The 19,876-nt window shown below is 67.5% G+C and carries 21 protein-coding genes; 12 read left to right on the forward strand and 9 right to left on the reverse strand.

Features of this window, described 5'->3' with window-relative positions:
• The first annotated feature begins 75 nt into the window (after positions 1-75).
• The 8 genes from VQ044_RS04300 (at position 76) to VQ044_RS04335 (ending at position 8,123) form a co-directional block, all read left to right on the forward strand.
• Positions 76-1,326, forward strand: coding sequence for a ubiquinone biosynthesis hydroxylase (locus VQ044_RS04300; RefSeq protein ID WP_327645459.1), 1,251 nt, complete (start codon positions 76-78; stop codon positions 1,324-1,326).
• A 198-nt stretch (positions 1,327-1,524) separates the two neighbouring features.
• Positions 1,525-1,875, forward strand: a complete 351-nt coding sequence (locus tag VQ044_RS04305) for a DUF2849 domain-containing protein (protein WP_327645461.1) — start codon at positions 1,525-1,527, stop codon at positions 1,873-1,875.
• Between the two features lie 67 nt (positions 1,876-1,942).
• A complete protein-coding gene (locus VQ044_RS04310; RefSeq protein WP_327645463.1) occupies positions 1,943-3,634 on the forward strand; it encodes a nitrite/sulfite reductase in 1,692 nt (563 codons plus the stop codon).
• The gene (locus VQ044_RS04315) at positions 3,631-4,137 is read left to right on the forward strand and encodes a DUF934 domain-containing protein (RefSeq protein ID WP_327645465.1); all 507 of its coding nucleotides are present in this window, start codon (positions 3,631-3,633) and stop codon (positions 4,135-4,137) included. Before VQ044_RS04310 ends, VQ044_RS04315 begins: the two co-directional genes overlap by 4 nt.
• A gap of 4 nt (positions 4,138-4,141) precedes the next feature.
• Positions 4,142-4,930, forward strand: coding sequence for a phosphoadenylyl-sulfate reductase (locus VQ044_RS04320; protein ID WP_327645467.1), 789 nt, complete (start codon positions 4,142-4,144; stop codon positions 4,928-4,930).
• Positions 4,927-5,829 (forward strand): sulfate adenylyltransferase subunit CysD, encoded by a 903-nt coding sequence (gene cysD / locus VQ044_RS04325; protein ID WP_327645468.1) that lies wholly within the window; start codon positions 4,927-4,929, stop codon positions 5,827-5,829. The genes VQ044_RS04320 and cysD overlap by 4 nt, the downstream gene beginning before the upstream one ends.
• A gap of 1 nt (position 5,830) precedes the next feature.
• Positions 5,831-7,495 carry a sulfate adenylyltransferase subunit CysN gene (gene cysN, locus VQ044_RS04330; protein WP_327645469.1) on the forward strand — a complete coding sequence of 555 codons (1,665 nt, stop codon included), beginning with the start codon at positions 5,831-5,833 and terminating at the stop codon, positions 7,493-7,495.
• 316 nt (positions 7,496-7,811) lie between these two features.
• On the forward strand, positions 7,812-8,123 hold the full coding sequence (locus VQ044_RS04335; protein ID WP_327645470.1) for a hypothetical protein: 312 nt from the start codon (positions 7,812-7,814) through the stop codon (positions 8,121-8,123).
• Positions 8,124-8,190: 67 nt separating this feature from the next.
• Here the strand turns inward: VQ044_RS04335 and VQ044_RS04340 are convergent, their stop codons facing one another.
• The 4 genes from VQ044_RS04340 to VQ044_RS04355 form a co-directional block, all read right to left on the reverse strand.
• Entirely contained in the window at positions 8,191-8,382 is a 192-nt protein-coding gene (locus VQ044_RS04340; protein ID WP_206454625.1) for a Trm112 family protein, read from the reverse strand.
• A gap of 60 nt (positions 8,383-8,442) precedes the next feature.
• Positions 8,443-9,123 (reverse strand): LON peptidase substrate-binding domain-containing protein, encoded by a 681-nt coding sequence (locus tag VQ044_RS04345; protein WP_327645471.1) that lies wholly within the window; start codon positions 9,121-9,123, stop codon positions 8,443-8,445.
• 137 nt (positions 9,124-9,260) lie between these two features.
• Complete coding sequence (trxA, locus tag VQ044_RS04350) at positions 9,261-10,307, reverse strand: thioredoxin (RefSeq protein WP_327645472.1); 1,047 nt, start codon at positions 10,305-10,307, stop codon at positions 9,261-9,263.
• A complete protein-coding gene (locus tag VQ044_RS04355; RefSeq protein ID WP_327645473.1) occupies positions 10,304-10,825 on the reverse strand; it encodes a prolyl-tRNA synthetase associated domain-containing protein in 522 nt (173 codons plus the stop codon). Before VQ044_RS04355 ends, trxA begins: the two co-directional genes overlap by 4 nt.
• 194 nt (positions 10,826-11,019) lie before the next feature.
• On the opposite strand from VQ044_RS04355, the gene VQ044_RS04360 reads away from it, so the two are divergent.
• The gene (locus VQ044_RS04360) at positions 11,020-11,436 is read left to right on the forward strand and encodes a universal stress protein (protein ID WP_327645474.1); all 417 of its coding nucleotides are present in this window, start codon (positions 11,020-11,022) and stop codon (positions 11,434-11,436) included.
• 24 nt (positions 11,437-11,460) lie between these two features.
• Here VQ044_RS04360 and VQ044_RS04365 read toward each other — a convergent pair whose 3' ends face one another.
• Together VQ044_RS04365 and cobT are read right to left on the reverse strand one after the other, a co-directional pair.
• Entirely contained in the window at positions 11,461-12,561 is a 1,101-nt protein-coding gene (locus VQ044_RS04365; RefSeq protein WP_327645475.1) for a YeeE/YedE thiosulfate transporter family protein, read from the reverse strand.
• A gap of 158 nt (positions 12,562-12,719) precedes the next feature.
• Positions 12,720-13,736 (reverse strand): nicotinate-nucleotide--dimethylbenzimidazole phosphoribosyltransferase, encoded by a 1,017-nt coding sequence (gene cobT, locus VQ044_RS04370; protein ID WP_327645476.1) that lies wholly within the window; start codon positions 13,734-13,736, stop codon positions 12,720-12,722.
• Between the two features lie 110 nt (positions 13,737-13,846).
• Between cobT and VQ044_RS04375 the strand changes: the two genes are divergently transcribed.
• The gene (locus VQ044_RS04375; protein WP_327645477.1) at positions 13,847-14,620 is read left to right on the forward strand and encodes an adenosylcobinamide-GDP ribazoletransferase; all 774 of its coding nucleotides are present in this window, start codon (positions 13,847-13,849) and stop codon (positions 14,618-14,620) included.
• A gap of 11 nt (positions 14,621-14,631) precedes the next feature.
• On the opposite strand, the gene cbiB is transcribed toward VQ044_RS04375, so the two are convergent.
• Genes cbiB through VQ044_RS04390 form a run of 3 tightly spaced genes read right to left on the reverse strand, consistent with a single transcriptional unit; the run spans position 14,632 to position 17,950 of the window.
• Positions 14,632-15,612 carry an adenosylcobinamide-phosphate synthase CbiB gene (gene cbiB / locus VQ044_RS04380; RefSeq protein WP_327645478.1) on the reverse strand — a complete coding sequence of 327 codons (981 nt, stop codon included), beginning with the start codon at positions 15,610-15,612 and terminating at the stop codon, positions 14,632-14,634.
• On the reverse strand, positions 15,609-16,643 hold the full coding sequence (cobD, locus tag VQ044_RS04385; protein WP_327645480.1) for a threonine-phosphate decarboxylase CobD: 1,035 nt from the start codon (positions 16,641-16,643) through the stop codon (positions 15,609-15,611). The genes cbiB and cobD overlap by 4 nt, the downstream gene beginning before the upstream one ends.
• Positions 16,643-17,950 carry a cobyrinate a,c-diamide synthase gene (locus tag VQ044_RS04390; RefSeq protein WP_327645481.1) on the reverse strand — a complete coding sequence of 436 codons (1,308 nt, stop codon included), beginning with the start codon at positions 17,948-17,950 and terminating at the stop codon, positions 16,643-16,645. The genes cobD and VQ044_RS04390 overlap by 1 nt, the downstream gene beginning before the upstream one ends.
• A gap of 50 nt (positions 17,951-18,000) precedes the next feature.
• Here VQ044_RS04390 and VQ044_RS04395 point away from each other — a divergent pair, with 50 nt between their 5' ends.
• A complete protein-coding gene (locus VQ044_RS04395) occupies positions 18,001-19,134 on the forward strand; it encodes a cobalt-precorrin-5B (C(1))-methyltransferase (protein ID WP_327645482.1) in 1,134 nt (377 codons plus the stop codon).
• Positions 19,118-19,876: a cobalt-precorrin-6A reductase gene (locus VQ044_RS04400; RefSeq protein ID WP_327645484.1), complete on the forward strand. Its 759-nt coding sequence runs from the start codon at positions 19,118-19,120 to the stop codon at positions 19,874-19,876. Before VQ044_RS04395 ends, VQ044_RS04400 begins: the two co-directional genes overlap by 17 nt.

Here is a 19,876-nt window from a genome sequence, read left to right on the forward strand (position 1 = left end):
TACCGGGCGTGGTCAACCGGTTTTAGCGATCCGCACCGACCGCGCCGCACGAGGGGCGCGAGCAAGGAGACTTCGATGTCCGACACCAGAGCCGCGACGACAGCCGCCGAGCAGGCCGACATCGTCATCGCCGGAGCCGGCTATGTCGGCCTGACGACGGCGGTGGCGATCGCCGACGCCGCGCCGCATCTCAAGATCGTCCTGGTCGACGCCACGCCTGAAGGGGTCTGGAAGAAGGATGGCCGCGCCTCCGCCGTGGCAGCCGCCGCCGTGCGGATGCTGGAGCGGCTTGGCATCTGGGAAAAGGTCAAGGACGAGACGCAGCCGATCACCGAGATGATCGTCACCGATTCACGCACCTCCGACCCCGTCCGTCCGGTGTTTCTCACCTTCGGGGGCGAGGCCAAGCCGGGCGAGCCGTTTGCGCACATGCTGCCGAACACCGCCCTCAACGGCGCCCTGCGCGAGCGCGCGAAAGCGCTCGGCATCGACATCCGGCAAGGCATGGCCGTGTCGGGCATCGACCGGCAGATGGCGGCGATCCGCGTCGCCCTCACCGGCGGCGGAACGGTCGACGCGCGGTTGCTGATTGCCTGTGACGGTGTCCGCTCGACGATCCGCGACATGGCCGGCATCCACACCGTCCACTGGGATTATGGCCAATCCGGCATCGTCGCCACCGTCGCCCACGAGCGCCCGCACGAAGGCCGGGCGGAGGAGCATTTCCTGCCCTCCGGGCCGTTCGCCATCCTGCCGCTCAAAGGCAACCGGTCTTCACTCGTCTGGACCGAGCCGACCCGCGAGGCCGAGCGTCTGGTCAACGCCGACGAGATGCTGTTCGATCACGAACTCGAACAGCGCTTCGGCCACAAGCTCGGCGCGCTGACCGTCGAGGGCGGCCGCCGTGCGTTTCCGTTGGGACTCACGCTGGCGCGCGATTTCGTGAAGCCGCGGATCGCGCTCGCGGGCGATGCCGCCCACGGCATCCACCCGATTGCCGGCCAGGGCCTCAATCTCGGCTTCAAGGACGCTGCGGCGCTGGCCGAGACGATCGTCGAGGCAGACCGTCTTGGCCTCGATATCGGAGCGCTCGACGTTTTGGAGACCTATCAGCGCTGGCGGCGCTTCGACACCGTCCAGATGGGCATCACCACCGATGTCTTGAACCGCCTGTTTTCCAACGACAACCCGTTGCTGCGGGCGGCCCGCAGCTTCGGACTGTCGCTGGTCGACCGCGCCCCGCCGCTGAAGGACTTCTTCATCGGCCAGGCCGCCGGCCTGTCGCGCGGGCCATCGCCGCGTCTTCTCAAGGGCGAGGCGATCTGAGGCCGCCCGGCCGCGCGTCCCAGACCAATCTGGAACGATCCTGTCGCTAAGTACGTCCGGGGCAGGAAATTCTTTCTCCTTGCACTGCGACAAGGCAATCGACGCCGCCGCTGACCGGCGCGATTCGGCTTATCTATCATCGACCGAACACTGGCCCGGCCCATTGGCCCGCATGGACCAGCGACAAGGGAGATGACAATGGCGAAGGACCACCGCGCCGGATCGAAGGTCCGGGGTGACAAGCTCCCGGCGATCCTGATGGCGAACGACCTCCTCGACGGCGACGTGGTGTTCCTCGCCGATAAAGGCTGGACGCTCGACCCGTCCAAGGCCCGCGTCGCCTTCGACGCCGAAACCGCCGAGGCGATGGACGCCGAAGGCAAGACGGCCTTCGCCGCAAATGTCGTGGTTGACCCCTATCTCGTGCCGGTCGATCTCAAAGGCACCGGCCTTCCGGTCGCCCGGCATTTCCGCGACGCGATGCGCCAGAAGGGTCCGTCCATTCACCCGGAGATGGGCAAGCAAGCCGACTACCCGACGCCCGCCTGAACGCTGGACGAGAGGCGACAGGCCAAAGCGCCCGGCGCCGTCAACAGCACCATCAAAGGATACGATCATGTATCGCTACGACGAATTCGACGAGCGCTTCGTGCGCGAGCGGGTCGCCCAGTTCCGCAGCCAGGTGGAGCGGCGTCTCAACGGCTCGCTCTCCGAGGACGAGTTCAAGCCGCTGCGGCTCAAGAACGGGCTCTATCTGCAGCTTCACGCCTACATGCTGCGCATCGCGGTGCCCTACGGCACGCTGAACGCGCGCCAGTTGCGCCAACTCGCGCACATCGCCGACACCTACGACAAGGGCTATGGCCACTTCACCACGCGCCAGAACCTGCAATTCCATTGGCCGAAGCTGAAGGACGTTCCGGACATCCTGGATCTGCTCGCCGACGTCGAGATGCACTGCATCCAGACCTCCGGTAACTGCATTCGTAATGTGACCGCCGACCAGTTCGCCGGCGTCGCCGCCGACGAGGTCGAGGACCCGCGGCCAACCGGTGAACTCATTCGCCAGTGGTCGAGCCTGCATCCGGAGTTCGGCTGGCTGCCGCGCAAGTTCAAGATCGCCGTGACCGGCGCCGAGCACGACCGCGCGGCGATCAAGACGCATGACATCGGCCTGAAGATCAAGCGGCACCCCGAGACCGGGGAGATCGGCTACGAAATCGTGGTCGGTGGCGGCCTCGGTCGCACGCCGATGATCGGCAAGCTGATCCGGGAGTTCCTGCCGAAGGACGAGCTGCTCGCCTATCTGGAAGCCGTCATGCGCGTCTACAACTCGGAAGGTCGGCGCGACAACAAGTTCAAGGCGCGGGTGAAGATCCTCGTCCACGAGACCGGCGAGGAGGAATTCCGCCGCCGCGTCGAGGCGGAATTCGCCAAGCTCGACGGGCCGTCGATCAACGCGCCGGACGAAGAAGTCGCACGGATTGCGGCTTATTTCGCAGCCCCCGCCTATGAGGATCTGCCACAGGACTCCACGACTCTCGCGGCGGCGCGGGCAAGCGACCCCGGCCTCGCCCGGTTCGTCGAGCAGAACGGCTTTGCCCATCGCCAGCCTGGCTACATCGCCCTGACGGTGTCGCTCAAGGCCATCGGCGAGGTGCCCGGCGACATAAGCGCCGACCAGATGCGCGCCTTTGCCGATATCGCCGAGCGCTATTCCTTCGGCGAGTTGCGCGTGACCCATGGCCAGAACCTGGTGCTGCCGCATGTGAAACAGGACGATTTGCCGGCGGTTTACGCCGCGCTGAAGGCGGAAAGGCTGCATACCGCCAACGCCGGGCTGGTCACCGACATCATCGCCTGCCCCGGCCTCGACTATTGCGCGCTCGCCACGGCGAAATCGATCCCGATCGCGCAGGGTATTGCCAAGACCTTTGCGGACGAGGCGCACCAGCTGGAAATCGGCCCGCTGCCAATCAAGATTTCCGGCTGCATCAATGCCTGCGGCCACCACCATGTCGGCGCGATCGGCATTCTCGGGCTCGAAAAGGCCGGCAAGGAAAACTACCAGATCACTGTCGGGGGCGACGCCACCGAAAACGCCGCTCTGGGCGAACGGCTTGGCCCCGGCATCGACGCCGAGGACGTGCCGGGCGCGATCGAATCGATCGTCGAAACCTATCTCGGCCAGCGGCAGGACGGCGAGGAATTCATCGAAACCGTGCGCCGCGCGGGTATCGAGCCGTTCAAGGCCGGCTTTACCGCCTATGTCGCCGGCCGGGAAAGCCTTCGAAAGGACGCCGCATGACGCTGATCGCCGCCACCGGCGCGAAGCCGGACGCCTACACCCGCGTCGACACCGCCGAGGTCGCCACGAAAAGCGAGGGCCCGGTGATCATGCCGCTGGCCCTGGCCGACGCGGTGCTCGCTGTCTTGCCGGAGTTGCGCTTCGGCCTGTCGGTGCCCAACAGCGCGACGATCGAGGAGATCGCCCCGCATCTCGACGCGGCCGACCTCATCGCCGTGGAGTTTCCGGCGTTTTCCGACGGCCGCGGCCTGTCGCTGGCCAAGCGGCTGCGCCGGGCTGGCTTCGACGGCACGCTGCGCGCGTCCGGGCCGCTGATCGCCGACCAGTTCGCCGAGGCGCTGGCCTGCGGCTTCGATGAGATCGAACTGCCCGAAACGATGGCGAACCGGCAGCCGGTTCAACAGTGGATGGCGGCCAAGGACATCGTCACACGGCACTACCAGACCGGCTATGGCGAAGAGCGCAGCATCCTCCAGAAGCGGCTCGCCGCCCGGAGGGCCTGACGCCATGTGCGCGGAGCGTAGACATCTCGCGGGGGAGCTGAATATCAGCTTCGCGGCGCTGACCCCGCTCGAGCGCCTGCAGGCGCTGGTGGATCGCGCCGGCGGACCGGTGGTGTTCACGACGAGCCTTGGCATCGAGGACCAGATGATCACCCATCTGATCTTTTCGAGTGACCTGCCGATACTGGTGAAAACGCTCGACACCGGCCGGCTGTTTCCCGAGACCTACGCGCTCTGGCGCGAGACCGAGGAGAAATACGGCCGCCGCATCAAGGCGCTGTACCCGCAAGCCGACGCGCTCGAGGCGCTGGTGAACGACCAGGGCATTGATGGATTCTACTACGCGCCGGAATTCCGCAAGAACTGCTGCGGCGTGCGCAAGGTCGAGCCGCTGGCGCGCGCGCTTGCCGGCGCCGCCGGCTGGGTCACGGGCCTTCGCCGCGACCAGTCGGCCAACCGCTCGGATATGGACTTCGTCTCCTTCGACGGCGCCCGCGGTCTGATCAAGGCCAACCCGATCTTCGACTGGACCCGCGACGCGATCGTGGCGTTCACGGCCGAACAGGGCGTTCCGGTCAACGCGCTGCACGCGAAGAACTTCCTGTCGATCGGCTGCGCCCCCTGCACCCGCGCGATCCGCCCAGGCGAGCCGGAACGGGCCGGCCGCTGGTGGTGGGAGGAAGAGACCAAGCGCGAATGCGGCCTGCATGTCGATGACGCTGGCCGCCCCGTCCGCAACGACGCCCATCGTCCCGCCAGCGCGGACGCAGCCTTCGAGAGACTGCCGCAATGAAACAGCTGACCCATCTGCAGCGGCTCGAAGCCGAGTCGATCTTCATCCTGCGCGAGGTCGCCGCGACGGCCGAAAATCCGGTGATGCTGTATTCGGTCGGCAAGGATTCGGCGGTGATGCTCCATCTCGCCATGAAGGCCTTCGCGCCCGGCAAGCCGCCCTTCCCGCTCCTGCATGTCGATACGACCTGGAAGTTCCGCGAGATGATCGAATTCCGCGACCGCCGCGCCAAGGATCTCGGACTCGACCTCATCGTCCATATCAACCAGGAGGGCGTGCGCGCCGGCATCAACCCGTTCGATTCAGGCAGCCGCGTCCATACCGACGTGATGAAGACGGAAGGCTTGAAGCAGGCGCTCGACAAATACCGCTTCGACGCGGCCTTTGGCGGCGCGCGCCGCGACGAGGAGAAGAGCCGTGCCAAGGAGCGGATCTTCTCGCTGCGCTCGGCCGAGCATCGCTGGGACGCCAAGAACCAGCGACCGGAGCCCTGGCGGCTGTTCAACACCCGCAAGAAGAAGGGCGAGAGCTTCCGCGTCTTCCCACTGTCGAATTGGACCGAGCAGGATGTGTGGGACTACATCGCGCTGGAAAACATCCCCGTCGTACCGCTGTATTTCGCCGCCCCCCGACCCATCGTGAGACGGGACGGCGCGCTGATCATGCGCGACGACGAGCGGATGGCGCTGAAGCCCGGCGAGACGATCGAGACCATGATGGTCCGCTTCCGCACGCTCGGCTGCTACCCGCTGACCGGAGCGGTGGCGTCGGAGGCAGCGACGCTTGCCGACATCATCGCCGAAATGCGCGGATCGCGCACCTCGGAGCGCCAGGGCCGGGTCATCGACCAGGATTCCGGCGCCTCGATGGAAGAAAAGAAGCAGGAAGGCTATTTCTGACATGACCAGCATCCTGCAACAGCGCCCCGCCGCCGAGGATACCGATGCGGTTCCTCGTCCTGCGAAGCTCGCTCTCGTCGATCCACAGGCCGGCGCGCGGCCGTTGGCGGTACCGGCCGCCTCGCTCTTACGCTTCATCACCTGCGGCTCGGTCGACGACGGCAAGTCGACGCTGATCGGCCGGCTGCTCTACGAGACCAACGCCGTCTTCGACGACCAGCTCGAGGCGTTGCAACGCGATTCGAAGAAATTCGGCACGACCGGCGAGGATCTCGATTTCGCGCTGCTCGTCGACGGGCTGTCCGCCGAGCGCGAACAGGGCATCACCATCGACGTCGCCTACCGGTATTTTTCCACCGGCCACCGCGCCTTCATCATCGCGGACACGCCCGGCCACGAGCAATACACCCGCAACATGGCGACCGGCGCCAGCCAGGCCGAACTCGCGGTGATCCTCGTCGACGCGCGCAAGGGCATCCTGCCGCAGACGCGGCGCCATTCCTTCATCACTTCGCTGGTCGGCATCAAGAGCGTCGTCATCGCCATCAACAAGATGGATCTCGTCGACTTCGCCGAGGACCGGTACCAGGCGATCAAGCGCGACTATGAGGCGATCCTGCCGGCGCTCGGCTTCACCGACGTCTCCTTCGTGCCCGTGTCGGCGAAGAATGGCGACAACATCGCGGGGCGCTCGCCCAACATGCCGTGGTACCGGGGCGAGACGCTGCTTGAGCGGCTGGAATCCGTCACGCCGGAGACCTTCGACACCGGATCGGCGCCGTTCCGGATGCCGGTGCAGTGGGTCAACCGGCCCGATCTCGATTTCCGGGGCTTCGCCGGCACCATCGCCAGCGGCAGCATCGCGGCCGGCGACCCGGTCGTCGTCCTGCCGGGCCGGCGCGAAACCCGTGTGAAAGCCGTCTGGGATCCCGACGGCGAGGTGCTGTCGGCCGCGGCCGGCGAGGCCGTCACCTTGACCCTCACCGACGAAGTCGACGTTTCGCGCGGCGATGTCCTGGCAAGGCCGGACGATTCGCTGGCGGCGGTGAAATCCGTCACCGCCGAGATTCTCTGGATGGTCGACCGGCCACTGCTGCCCGGCGGACGGCTTGTCGCCAAACTCGGCACCGCTTCGACGCCGGCGAGCGTGCGGGCCCTCGAGGCCGCGATCGACATCCATTCGTTCGAGCCGAAGTCGGCGAACGTCCTGTTGATGAACGAGATCGGCCGCGTGACGATCGCCTTCGACCGTCCCTTGGTCGCGACGACTTACGCGGCCAGCCGCGAACTTGGCTCCTTCATCCTGATCGACCCGTTGACCAACGAGACGATGGCGCTCGGCGTCGTGCGGACGGTCAAGGACGACAAACAGCCGTCGCAATCCTCGGCGAAGCCGGGCTCGACGCTGGACACTCTCAAGGCACTTTGGCTCGGCGAGACGACAAGCCCAGCCCATCGCTGGTCGGTGGTGCGGTTCCGGGCAGCGGCAGCGATCCTCGTCGGCTTTCTCGGGTTTTTGTTCGAGCTTGCCCCGGTACTGGCGGCTGTCCTGGCACTGCTCGACTTCGCCCTGCGGCCATTGCTGCGGGTTGCCTTCGGCGCCCATCAACGCCATCCGGCTGCCGAGAAAGGCGTCGCGACGGTGGGCGACGGCGCGGGCATTTGACCGACAAGCAGCCAAAGCCATGGGCGCCGCGGCTCCGGGCACCGTGGCGCGGGCGCTTGCCGCTGACCGAGCTTGTTCTCCTGGCGTTATCCCTCGTCGCGTGCCTGACCCTGACGGTCGGCATCTTGGGTTGACCGCCGGCGGCCGGCCGCAATCGTCAGGACAACGTGGCGATGGCTTGGCCGGCTTGTCCGAAATCACCTTCCAATGATCATCGCGCGAACGTGAACAGACCACGAAGCAGCGAGAGCCTCTCTCCATCGACGGAGCGCCAAAAACGGTGTCCCGCCGCCCCTCGGAAAGATGGAGAGTTCCGATGAAAGCACTGCTACTGACAGCCGCGACCCTGATGCTCGGCGTTCATATCGCCGCGGCTCAGACAGAAACCCCGGCAGAGGGCGAGATGCCGATGGCGTCAAGCTGCGCCGAGACGCTGCCTCAGATCCGGGCGTTGGTCGACCAGGCCGAACAATCGGGGATCGATACCGAAACGGCGAAGGGGTACGTCGCCGCCGCCGAGAATGCGCAAGCGGCGAACGACGACGATGGCTGCATCCGCGCCCTTCAGCTGGCGCAGAGCGAGGTTCTTTCGAATGCCGATGCCCAGCCCGACGCGGCGGCGCAATAGATCACGATGAAATCGGAGGGCCGGGCGCGATGCCCGGCCTTCTTTCTTTGACACCGGGCTGTCCATCTCAGTCGAGCTCTCTCGCCTCGGAGGGGAGCATGATCGGGATGCCTTCGCGAACCGGATAGGCGAGCTTCGCCGCCTTCGACACGAGTTCGTTGTTCTCGCGATCGTAGACGAGGGACGTCTTGGTCAGGGGACACACCAGAAGCTCGAGCAGCTTCGGATCGGGCCGTCCCATTTCGCGCCGTTGGTTCATCTGTTCCGTCTTTCACTTCGCGGTCGTCGGCTCCGGCAAACGCGCGGTGACCGTACCGCCCTATTGCAGCGTGTGCGAGGAGCCGTCGTCGCCGCCATCGCGCGCCAAGGCGATCTCGGTGATGGCGACCAGAGTCTCGGCCCGCGTCTTCAGGTCGGGGGCCTCGAGCAGCGCCTGTTTCTCGGCCGCGCCGTAGGGCGACATCATGCAGAGCGCGTTGACCAAGGTCTCGTTGGAGGCGCGGGTGACGCTTTCCCAATCCGCCTCGAGCTGATTGGCCTCCAGATATTGCTTGAAGGTGCCCAGCAACGAGTCGCGATCGACCTCGCCGGCTCCCTGCCCCAGATCGAGATCACCGAGAAAGGCCGCCGCCCGGCACGAGCGATACGGCGCCCGATCGGATAACTCCTCCAGCACCCGGAATCGCACGACACCGTGCAGACTGATGATGTAGCGCCCGTCGCCGGACTCATTGAGCGATGTGATCCGGCCGAGGCAGCCGACCTTGCAAAACTCCGGCTCGCCATCGCTTCGGCGCCGCCCGTCGAGCGCCGGCTGGATCATGCCAATGATCCGCCCCCCGGCCATGGCGTCGTCGACCATCTGCAGGTAGCGCGGCTCGAAAACGTTGAGCGGCAGCTGCCCGCCCGGCAGGAGCAGCGCGCCCGCCAGAGGAAAGAGCGGGACGACGCTCGGGAGGTCCGATGCGTTCCGATAGTTGAAATTTCCGGCGTGAACCAAACCATGTCTCCGTTGCCGAGACCGAATTTGGAACGCGAACACGCGATCTCAAGGGATGCGGCAACAAGCAGCGGCCGAACCGGCTAGAAGGCGGCCGCGGCGCGGGCTTATCGCCCCTTCCGCGCCCGCCTGGACGATCAGGTGAAGAGCAGCGAGGACAGCTTGCGCCGGGCCTCCTTCGTCGCCGGATCGGTCGGCCCCCAGGCCTCGAAGAATTCGAGAAGCTTTTTGCGCGCGGCGTCATCCTCGAAGGTACGATCGCGGCCGATGATCTCCAGGAGATGTCCGGCGGCCGTCGCCCGCTCGCCCTTTGCCTGGGCAATCAGCGCCAGATCGTAGCGGGCCTGGTGATCGTCCGGGTCGCACTCGATCCGGGCCTGCAGCGCCACCGGATCGCCCAGTTCCGAAATCTCCTCGGCAAGCTTCAGCTTGGTGCGGATGGCAGCGAGCGCTGGATCCTCAGGCTTGCCGGCATCCTCGGCCGCATATCCATCGACCAAGGCCTTTGCCCGCGCCGTGTCGCCGGCCGCCAGATAGCATTCGCCCAATCCCGCGGTCGCGGCGGCGTGATTGGGCTCGTGCTGGAGAACCGCGCCGAAGAGCTGCGCGGCTCCGCCCGCGTCACCGTCGGCGAGCAGTTGCCTGGCCTGTTCGAGCGCCTGGGCGACCGGATCGTCCGCGCCGCCGCCCTTGCCCTTCGGCAGGCGGTCGATGAAAGCCTTGACCTCGCTCTCCGGCAGCGCGCCCATGAAGCCGTCGACCGGCTGGCCGTCGACGAAGGCAAACACCGCCGGGATCGACTGGACCCCCAGCTGGCCGGCGATGGCGGGATGGTCGTCGATGTTCATCTTGACCAGCTTGACCTTACCGCCGGCCGCCTTCACCGCCCGCTCGATGATCGGGGTCAATTGCTTGCAGGGGCCGCACCAAGGGGCCCAGAAATCGACGATCACGGGTTGGCGCCGCGACTCCTGGATCACGTCGGCCGAGAAGTTCGCGGTCGTTGTGTCCTTGACCAGATCGGCTTGCGCGGCGCCACCGCCCAAATCCGCAAAACCTTCCAGACCCGGCGAGGCCGGCGCAGCAGGCGCCTGCGGCTGGGCATTGCCCACCGTCTGGCCTGCCGGCCCGCTCGTCTGCGCGCCGTAACCGCTGAAGGAATTACCGTAGGGATTGTCGCTCATGCCGCCTGCCCGTCGTCGTCTGCCGGTGCTTCGAGGCCGATGACGAGCGGCTCGTGCCCGGTGGATTGGAAAAACGCCATCAGCGCCGATGTGGCGATGGTCGTCGTCGCCGCATTCGTCATCGGATGGCAGTTCACCATATCGTGCGCCAGGAGCCCTTCATCAAGCACAACACGGACCTGGCCCCCGGTATCGTTGATGACGCCGAACGCGGTGACCGAGCCCGGCTCGACGCCGAGCAGCGCGCGCATCTGGTCGCCGCTGGCAAAGGACAGCCGCCCGGATGCGCCGATCCGCTTGTGCAGCCCCTTCAGATCGACGGCGCGGGTCTCCTCCGCCACGACCAGAAAGATCCGCCCCTTCTTGTCCTTGAGAAACAGGTTCTTGGTGTGACCGCCGGGGATCGTGCCGCGTAGCGCCTGGCTCTCTTCCACGGAATGAAGCGGCGGATGCTCGACCGTCTTTGTCTGAATTCCGAGTCCGGCAAGGTGGTGGATGAGGTCGTCGCGTGTCTTCATGGGAGTGAGAGCTCTCCGTCCTGCTGATCTTTCCCGCCTCCAGAGCGAGGCTTCGGCGGTTCGGCTCCTGATAGTATCGATGCGCAGCGAATGCGACCATTCGCTGGAAACGTCATTGATCGACATCAAGACGGCCCGCCCGCCCAGCCGGTACAAAGACATGAACAGACATCGCCGATGAAAAGGAGGTCGCCATGTTCAAGAAAATCATGGTCCCGGTCGATTTGGGTCATACGGACCGACTGGAAAAGGCGTTGATGATCGCCGCCGATCTTGCGCAACTCTATGGCAGCGCGGTCCACTATGTGGGCGTGACGACGTCTGGGCCGGGCTCGGTCGCGCATACGCCCGAGGAATACACCAGAAAGCTCGAAGCCTTCGGCAAAGCGCAAGCCGAGAAGTACAGCCTGCCGCAGGAGACGACGGCGACCTATGTCAGCCATGACCCGACCGTTGATCTGGATCGAACGCTGTTGAGAGCCGTGGAGGCAAGCGGCGCCGATCTGGTGGTCGTCGCCTCGCATGTGCCGGGGCTCCCCGAGCACATCTTCGCATCCAACGCCGGCTATATCGCCGCCCATGCCAAGACGTCGGTCATGGTTGTACGCTGATACCCGGCTGACGACCGCGAACCGCTATTCCGCCGGAACCGCTTCGGCTTCTTCAGGCGCAAAATCGCGGGCCTCGCGCGGGCGATCGACGAACTGGTCGGCGAGCGCCGCGCCGCCGACCATCGAAAGCAGTGCCAGAAGCGCCGATACCGCCAGGACAGCGCCGCCGGTAAAGCCCGCGCCAATGGTGCAGCCGACCGCGAGGATGCCGCCGAAACCCATCAGTACGGAGCCGACGGTGTAGCGCAAAATCGAGGGCGTGCCCGGCTCGGAGAATGTCTGGATGCGAAACTGCCGAAACAACAGCGCCGCGATCAAGGCGCCGAACAGCGCGCCGGCGAGAACGCCCTGATCCAGACCGGCGAACGCGTCCGCGTCGGTAGCCAGCGCCGCGGTAGTGGCCAGCGGCCGGATGAACGAGAGGCTTTCGGCCTGGATCGGCTCGAACACCTGCTGCGAGAGCATGTAGGTGAAATACCAGCCGGCGACGATCGTCGCGCCGACGCCGACGCCGCCCGCCAGGCGCCAGATGGACGCCCGCGACGCCAGAGCGAGGCCGACCGCGGCAGCCGCCAAGGTTACGCCGATGATCACCCCGGCTGCCTGCCCCAGGCCCAGATGGGCAAGGACATCGTTGCCGCCGATCGCCGCCGTGCTCCACAGCCCGCCGGCGCTGTCGCGCAGCGGCACCAGAACGCCGCTGTAGGTGGCGAGACCGACAATGGCGATGACGACCGACGAATAGAGCGCCCGCAGATTGCCCGTGGCCGACAAGACCAGCAATCGCGACACGCAGCCGCGCGCCAGGATCATGCCGATGCCGAACAAGACGCCGCCGATGATGGCGCCGGACAGGCTTTGGGCGGTGGCGAAGAAGCGGGTCTCGACGACGTTCACGACATCGAGCGTCAAAAGGATCTGGACGCCGAGCACCGCAGCCGCGAAGCCAGCCGTCCAGGTTGCCAGCGCGGCGAGGTCGCGTCTGCGGGTTAGATCGAGAACCGCCGAGCGCGTGCAGAACGCGCTGCGCTGCATGAAGAAGCCGAACAAGGCGCCGATCACGGCGCCGCCGGCGAGGGCGGTCTGATTCTCGCCGATCAGATCGATCAAGGGGACGAAGTCCATCGCAGTGTATCCCGAATTGCGTGCTCCCAGAACATATGCGGGAGACGCGATCTATTCAGGCTACGGGAATGCGTTCGGGCCAGCGTGCGGGGATGGTTTTCCCACGCAGGCCGGTTTTATTGGATTCTCGTTCCGCCACGCGCGGCGGGGCGCCGGCGTCACTCCCGGTTGGAGACGGCCGCCTCACCGAAGGTCGCCATGCCGGAATGACATTCCGCCGCCGCCTTGACGATGCCGGCAGCGATCGCCGCGCCGGTGCCTTCGCCGAGCCGCATGCCGAGGGCCAGGAGCGGCACCTTGCCCATCGCTTCCACCGCGCGAATATGGCCCGGCTCGGCCGATACATGGCCAAACAGGCAATGGTCGAGGGCCTTGGGGTCCATGGCGTAAAGGATCGCCGCGGCGGCGGTCGAGACGAAGCCGTCGACGATGACTGGCACCTTTTGCATGCGCGCGGCCAGAATCGCGCCGGCCATCGCGGCGATCTCGCGCCCGCCGAGACGCCGCAGCACCTCCAGCGGGTCGGCGAGATGCCCCTTGTGATGCTCCAGCGCCGCGGCGACGACCCGCGCCTTTTTATCGACACCGGTCGCGTCATGGCCGGCGCCGGGGCCGGTCCAGTCGCTCGGGTCCCCGCCGAACAGCGCCGCGAAGATCGCCGCGGCGATAGTGGTGTTGCCGATGCCCATCTCGCCGATGCACAGAAGATCGGGCTCGCCGGCCAGCACCTCCATTCCGAAGGCCATGGTGGCCGCACACGTCCGCTCGTCCATCGCCGCGGCTTCCGTGATGTCCTCGGTCGGCAGTTCGAGGGCGAGATCGAAGACCTTGAGGCCGAGGTCGTAGGCGGCGCAAATCTGGTTGATGGCCGCTCCGCCGGCGGCGAAATTCGCGACCATCTGCGCCGTCACCTCGGCCGGAAAGGGCGAGACCCCTTGCCTGGTCACGCCGTGGTTGCCGGCAAAGACCGCGACCAGCGGCCGGCGCACCGCCGGCTGACGGCCTTGCCAGGCGGCGAGCCATTCCGAGATATCCTCGAGCCTGCCGAGCGCGCCCGCCGGCTTGGTCAATTGCCCTTCGCGCTCGCGTTTCACCCGGACCGCTGCCTCGTCGGGACCGGGCATCCGGCGGACGAGATCACGAATATCGTCGAAAGGCAGCCCGGTTGTGGACATCGCTCGCTCCTCGGGGTTTGCTCCGGCGAGCGACGACGGAATGTCGGCGGCGCCGTTACGAATTGGCTGTAGCGGGCATGGCGCAGCGACGCGCAAGGAGCAAGTCCGCAATGAGGGAATTCACCGCTTCTACGATGCGATCGCTGGCCTTTCTGACCCGGCTTCCGCCGGCACGCCGCGCCTTTACCGGCACGCATCCACTCGGCGAGGACGTCCATGCATTTCCGCTGGCCGGGCTGATCGCGGCGCTCCCGGCGGCGCTGATTCTGTTTCTCGGGCCGGCGGTCGGCCTGTCGGCGCTCGTGGTCGCGTCGCTGGCGGTCGCGGCGATGGTCTTCGTCACCGGCGCGCTGCACGAGGACGGGCTCGGCGATGCCGCCGACGGACTCGGCGGCCACCATGAGCGGGAGCGCGCGCTGGCGATCATGAAGGACAGCCGGGTCGGCAGCTATGGCGCTCTCGCCCTCGTCCTGTCGGTCGCGCTGCGGATCGCGCTTCTGGCCGAACTGGTCGAAGCCGGTCCCGCCGGAGCGGCGCTCGCCCTGCTCGGTGTCGCGGCGGCAAGCCGCGGCGCAATGGCTTGGCTGTGGGCGTCGCTGCCCTCGGCCTCGGTCGGCGGCACCGCGGATCGGATGGGCCGGCCGGACCGGAGAAACGGCCGCGCTGCCCTGTTGATCGGCGATGGCCTCTTTCTCGTCGCCGGCATCCTCGCCGTCGGCTTTGGCCCGACGTTCGCCGGTTTTCTCCTCGGTGGGCTGGTGCTGTTATGGTTTCGCGGCTTCATCGAGCGCCGGCTCGGTGGCCAGACCGGCGACTGCCTTGGCGCTTCGCAGCAGCTCGTGGAAATCGCCGCGCTGCTTGGCCTTGCGCTGGGCAGCGGGTGAGCGCCGCCGGTCTATAGCGCCACCGCGAGGAACAGCAGCGCGGCGAACGCCAAAAGCAGATTCGCGGCGGTCCGGAACACTCCGATCGCAGCGGCGATGTCGGCCGGCCCCGCCCAGCGCCGGCCCGCCGGATTGAGCATCGGCGCCTCGACTTCGAGATTGCCGTAGCGGCGCGGGCCGCCGAGCGACAGGCCGAGGGCGGCGGCTATTGCCGCCTCCGGCCAACCGGCATTGGGCGAGCGATGCAAAGGCGCATCGCGTCGCGCGGTGGCCAGGGCGGCGCGGACTTCCGCCATGCGTCGGTGGTGGATTCCCGCAGCCAGCGCGATCAGCAGCGCCGTCAGCCGGGCCGCCGGCCAGTTCATCCCATCGTCGAGCTTCGCGGACGCCCAACCGAAGGCGCGATAACGGTCGTTCAGATGGCCGATCATCGAATCTGCGGTGTTGATGGCCTTGTAGGCAAGCAGGCCCGGAAGCCCCAGAACCAAATACCAGAGAAACGGTGCGACGACGCCGTCGGAGGCATTTTCCGCCAGGCTCTCGATCGCCGCACGGCAGATCCCGGCCTCATCCAGCGCTTCAGGATCGCGGCCGACGATCATCGCGACGGCGCGGCGCCCTGATTCCAAACCCTTTTCGCCGAGCGCGCGTTCGACTGCGCGGACATGATCGACGAGGCTTTTTTGAGCCAGGAAAACGGCGAGCACGAGTGCCTCGAACAGCCCGCCCAAAAGACCCAAGCTGGCGAAGACCGTCGACAAGAGAAGGCCCGCGAGCAAAGCACCGCCGACGAGCAAGCCGGCGGCGATGACGCCGTTGCGCCACCGCGCCGATTCCTCGAGCCTTGGCCGGTTGAGGATCTGGTCGAGCCGGTCGATCACCCACCCGAACAGCACCACCGGATGCGGCACCCGACGCCAGAGCCAATCCGGGTCGCCGACAAGGCGGTCGACGGCCGTCCCCAGAAACAGGATCGCAAAGCGCGACATCATCCTTCGCCGCCGATCTCGTCGAGCGCTTCCGTCAGAGCCGCCCGCAGCCGCGCGGCATCGTCGGGGCCGGCCGGATTGCCGATCCGCAGCCAGTCGGGCCGCTCGGCGAAGGGCCGCGTCAGGATGCGCCGACGGCAGAGCGCTTCGAACAGCGCGCCGGCCCGTTCGTGGCGGATCGTCGCGAACAGGGCGGTTCGCCCGACCAGCGGCGTCCGACGGTTCAGCACCGCCTCGAAAAGCATTTCGGCTTGCCGGCGAATACGCTGGCGAGTGGCCCGGATCGCATGACCGTCGCCGAGCAGCGCCTCGGCGCAAACCAGAGCGGGCCCGGACACCGCCCACGACCCGAGCCGCTCTGACAATCGCCCGGCAAGGTCCGGCGTGGTCAGCGCGAAGCCGAGGCGAAGCCCGGCGAGGCCGAAGAACTTGCCGAAGGAGCGATGGATCAAAAGGCCAGGCCGGCCGGCTTCCGAGGCCAGACTCATGTCGGGCGTCGCGTCCATGAAGGCTTCGTCGACCACGAGGAGACCGCCGCGCGCCGCCATTCGCTCGTGAAGCTCGAACAACTCCGCTCGCGAGAAAACCCGCCCGTCCGGGTTGTTCGGATTGACGACGACGGCGACAGTCACGGTGTCGGCTATGATGTCGTCCGACCGGTCGATCCCCGCCACCTCATGCCCCGCCGCGGCGAAAGCGCCCCGATGCTCGGCATAAGTCGGCTCGACGATCGCGACCTCGGTCGGCGGCAGGAGGAACGGCAGCAGCGAGATCAGCGCTTGCGAGCCCGGCGCGGCGACGATTCCGGCATCGGCTGGCGCGCCATAAGCCCGGCGCGCCGCGTCGAGCGCCGCCCGCTCCAGGCTGGATTCCGGCAAGCGTGAGAATGCTTCGGGCGGAAAATCCGGCAGCTCCGCCGCGACCGGATTGATGCCGGTGGACAAATCCAGCCAGTCCTCGCGACGGCCGCCATGACGGGCGATCGCGGCATCGAGGGCGCCGCCATGGCGAAGGGTGGTGGCGTCCGGCCGCATCAGGATTCCCTGTCGATGACGTGGAGAAAGGAGCCGCTGACACGGCCCCGGCGAAGGCCGTGACGGCCGAGATCGAGGCCGCGCGCGTCCGTCGCCCGAAACAGCGCCTCACCCGGCCCTTCGGCTACGATCGACGCATAGTGGAACTCATGCGCCCGCAACGGACCAGCCCAAGGCGCGCCATCGACCGGCTCAAGCCTGCGATAGCCGAGATGCAGCTTGCGCCGGGCGAAGCTCGTTTCTAACGGCAGCAGGCCGAGCATCGGATGAGGCGTGCCGTCGGCGTCGGTGAGGGTCTCGCCGAGCACCATATAGCCGCCGCACTCGCCGTAGATCGCCACACCGCGCTCCGCCGCCGCTCGTGTCCCTGCCAGGAAAACGGAGGCCGCCGCAAGACGCCCGGCATGGAGCTCCGGATAGCCGCCCGGCAGATAGATCGCGTCGGCCGCCGGGTCTGGGGCCTCGTCGGCGAGCGGCGAGAAGAACGATAGCGCGGCGCCGGCCTCGCGCCAGCCGGCAAGAAGATGCGGATAGGCAAAGGCGAAGGCCTCGTCCCGCGCCACGGCGATCGTCTGGCCGAGCGGGGCGAGTGGCGCGGCGAGGGCCCGGGGAGCGGCCACCGCCGCTTCCGGGCCTGTGCCGGCGAGCGCCGCCAGCGCAAACAGGTCGCAGCCTTGCGTGATCCAGTCCGCCGCGCGCTCGACAAAGGCGTCGAGGTCGCCGTGCTCGCCGGCCTGGACGAGCCCCAGATGGCGCTCCGGCAGCGCGAGATCGGGCTGGCGTGGAAGCACGCCGAGAACCGGAATGGCCAACGGCACCAGCGCCTCGCGCAACAGGCTTTCATGCCGGTCGGACCCGACGCGGTTGAGGACGAGGCCGGCGATCGCGAGGTCGGCGCGATGGGTCGCAAAACCCCGGACGAGCGCGGCGACCGAATGGGACTGTTTGGCGCAGTCGACGACGAGGACGATCTTGAGATCCAGCATCGCCGCCAGATCTGCGGCCGAGCCGCTGCCGTCCGCCGCGCCATCGAACAGCCCCATCATCGCCTCGACGACGAAGGCCTCGCCTTGCTGACGTGCCTCGTCGGCAAGGCTGGCGATCAATGCCGGGCGCATTGCCCAGGGATCGAGATTGACGCAAGGGCCGCCGCTCGCCGCAGCGTGGAACGCCGGGTCGATATAGTCGGGACCGGCCTTCGCCGAGCCGACAGTGACGCCCGAGCGCCGCAGCGCGCGCAGCAGCCCCAGCGTCACCGTCGTCTTGCCGGCGCCCGAATGCGGCGCCGCGATCATGAGCCCCATCATCGTCGGGCCTCCGGCTTCCCGTCACGACGGGCGACGCCTATAAGCCGGGCATGGGTTTCAATCTCGGCGACGACAGGGCGGAAGGACGCGGCGACGGCAAGCCGGCCGGCGAATTGCGCCGCGGCTGGACGACGGGCGCCTGCGCCACCGCCGCGACCAAGGCGGCGCTTTCCGCGCTCTTGACCGGGGAGTTTCCCGATCCGGTGGAGATCGTCCTGCCGAAGGGCGAGATGCCGGCCTTCGCGCTCAATCGGACGGGGCTTGAAGCCGGCCGGGCGATGGCGGCGATCGTCAAGGACGCGGGCGACGATCCGGACGTGACGCATCTCGCCGAGATCGTCGCGACTGTCCATTTCGGCGCGCAGGGTTCCGGCATCGTCTTTTCGGCCGGCCCCGGCGTCGGCACGGTGACCCGCGCCGGGCTGCCGATTCCACCCGGCGAGCCGGCGATCAACCCGGTGCCGCGCCGCATGATCGAGGCCGTGGTCGAAGACCTCTGCACCCATCACGGCCGCGCGGCCGACGTCGCCGTCGAAATTTCCGTCACCGATGGCGAGGCGCTGGCGCGGCAGACCTGGAACCCCCGCCTCGGCATCCTTGGCGGGCTGTCGATCCTCGGCACTACCGGCATCGTCCACCCGTTCTCCTGCTCGGCCTGGATCCATTCGATCCATAGCGGTGTCGACGTGGCGCGCGCGGCCGGACTCACCCATGTGGTCGGCGCCACCGGGTCGGCCAGCGAGGATGCCGCGCGGGTGCTTTATCCGGAGCTGTCCGACATGGCCTGGCTGGACATGGGCGACTTCGCCGGCGGCCTGCTCAAATATCTGCGCGCCCATCCGGTCGATCGGGTGACCATCGCCGGCGGCTTCGCCAAGCTGACCAAACTGGCGCAGGGCGCGATGGACCTTCACTCCGGCCGCAGCCAGGTGGATTTTGCCTTTCTCGCCGACATCGCGGGGGATCTTTCGCCGGATAAGGCCGAGACGCTGCGTCCAAGGATCCTTGCCGCCAACACCGCCAAGGCGGCGCTTGAGCTTTGCGCCGACGAGGGGATCGACTTGTCCGCCGCCATCGCCGAGCGCGCGCGGCAAAGCGCCACCGGTATCCTGCGCGACGCGCCGGTTACGCCGCATATCATCGTGGTCGATCGGGAGGGCACGGTCCTTGCCCGCACCGACTGAGACCATCCTCATCCTCGGCGGCACCGCCGAGGCCAACCAGCTGGTTAGCCGGATTCGCATCATGCGACCGGCTGCAAGGATCGTGCTGTCGCTCGCCGGCCGAACCGCGACGCCGATGCTCCCCGACGGCTGCGCGGTTCGCGTTGGAGGCTTTGGCGGTGCGGATGGTCTCGCGGCGTTTCTCGCCCAGGAAGGTATCACCCATCTCGTCGACGCGACGCATCCCTTCGCCGCCGGCATCTCGCGCAACGCGGCGCGGGCGGCCGAAGTCGCGGACGTTCCGCGTGTCGCGCTGGTCCGTCCCGCCTGGGAGCCGCAAGCCGGCGACCGCTGGACCCGCGTCGCCTGCCTCGGCGACGCCTGCGATGCTTTGCCGGCAAAGGCGCGGCCGCTTCTGGCGCTGGGCCGGCAGCATCTGACGCCCTTCGCGCGCCGGTCCGATCTCGACCTCGTGGTGCGGATGATCGATCCGCCGGAGCCGCCGCTGCCATTTCCGGCCGAGATCGTGCTGGGCCGGCCTTCGCCGGACGCCGACGAGGAGGCGGAATTGCTCCAGCGGCTCGGCGTCACCCATCTCGTCTGCCGCAATTCCGGCGGCGCGGCCTCATACGCCAAGGTCGAAGCCGCGCGACGGCTCGGCCTGCCGGTGATCATGATCGCGCGGCCGCCCAGCGCTCCGCCGCCGGTCGCCGGTTCCATCAACGAAGTGCTGACCCTCCTCGGCATACCCCTCTCCGCCTAG

Origin of the sequence: Aurantimonas sp. C2-5-R2 (assembly GCF_036549495.1) — a bacterium.
Taxonomy (GTDB): Bacteria; Pseudomonadota; Alphaproteobacteria; order Rhizobiales; family Rhizobiaceae; genus Aurantimonas; species Aurantimonas coralicida_A.

Bases quoted from the DNA above. Each gene is read 5' to 3' on its own strand.
- VQ044_RS04355 (WP_327645473.1), bottom strand. From the start codon at position 10,825: ATGAAGACACGCGACGACCTCATCCACCACCTTGCCGGACTCGGAATT.
- VQ044_RS04320 (WP_327645467.1), top strand. From the start codon at position 4,142: ATGTGCGCGGAGCGTAGACATCTCGCGGGGGAGCTGAATATCAGCTTC.
- VQ044_RS04365 (WP_327645475.1), bottom strand. From the start codon at position 12,561: ATGGACTTCGTCCCCTTGATCGATCTGATCGGCGAGAATCAGACCGCC.
- trxA (WP_327645472.1), bottom strand. From the start codon at position 10,307: ATGAGCGACAATCCCTACGGTAATTCCTTCAGCGGTTACGGCGCGCAG.
- cobT (WP_327645476.1), bottom strand. From the start codon at position 13,736: ATGTCCACAACCGGGCTGCCTTTCGACGATATTCGTGATCTCGTCCGC.
- VQ044_RS04310 (WP_327645463.1), top strand. From the start codon at position 1,943: ATGTATCGCTACGACGAATTCGACGAGCGCTTCGTGCGCGAGCGGGTC.
- cysD (WP_327645468.1), top strand. From the start codon at position 4,927: ATGAAACAGCTGACCCATCTGCAGCGGCTCGAAGCCGAGTCGATCTTC.
- VQ044_RS04300 (WP_327645459.1), top strand. From the start codon at position 76: ATGTCCGACACCAGAGCCGCGACGACAGCCGCCGAGCAGGCCGACATC.
- VQ044_RS04335 (WP_327645470.1), top strand. From the start codon at position 7,812: ATGAAAGCACTGCTACTGACAGCCGCGACCCTGATGCTCGGCGTTCAT.
- VQ044_RS04340 (WP_206454625.1), bottom strand. From the start codon at position 8,382: ATGAACCAACGGCGCGAAATGGGACGGCCCGATCCGAAGCTGCTCGAG.
- VQ044_RS04375 (WP_327645477.1), top strand. From the start codon at position 13,847: ATGAGGGAATTCACCGCTTCTACGATGCGATCGCTGGCCTTTCTGACC.
- VQ044_RS04315 (WP_327645465.1), top strand. From the start codon at position 3,631: ATGACGCTGATCGCCGCCACCGGCGCGAAGCCGGACGCCTACACCCGC.
- cbiB (WP_327645478.1), bottom strand. From the start codon at position 15,612: ATGATGTCGCGCTTTGCGATCCTGTTTCTGGGGACGGCCGTCGACCGC.
- cysN (WP_327645469.1), top strand. From the start codon at position 5,831: ATGACCAGCATCCTGCAACAGCGCCCCGCCGCCGAGGATACCGATGCG.
- VQ044_RS04360 (WP_327645474.1), top strand. From the start codon at position 11,020: ATGTTCAAGAAAATCATGGTCCCGGTCGATTTGGGTCATACGGACCGA.
- cobD (WP_327645480.1), bottom strand. From the start codon at position 16,643: ATGCGGCCGGACGCCACCACCCTTCGCCATGGCGGCGCCCTCGATGCC.
- VQ044_RS04395 (WP_327645482.1), top strand. From the start codon at position 18,001: ATGGGTTTCAATCTCGGCGACGACAGGGCGGAAGGACGCGGCGACGGC.
- VQ044_RS04305 (WP_327645461.1), top strand. From the start codon at position 1,525: ATGGCGAAGGACCACCGCGCCGGATCGAAGGTCCGGGGTGACAAGCTC.
- VQ044_RS04390 (WP_327645481.1), bottom strand. From the start codon at position 17,950: ATGATGGGGCTCATGATCGCGGCGCCGCATTCGGGCGCCGGCAAGACG.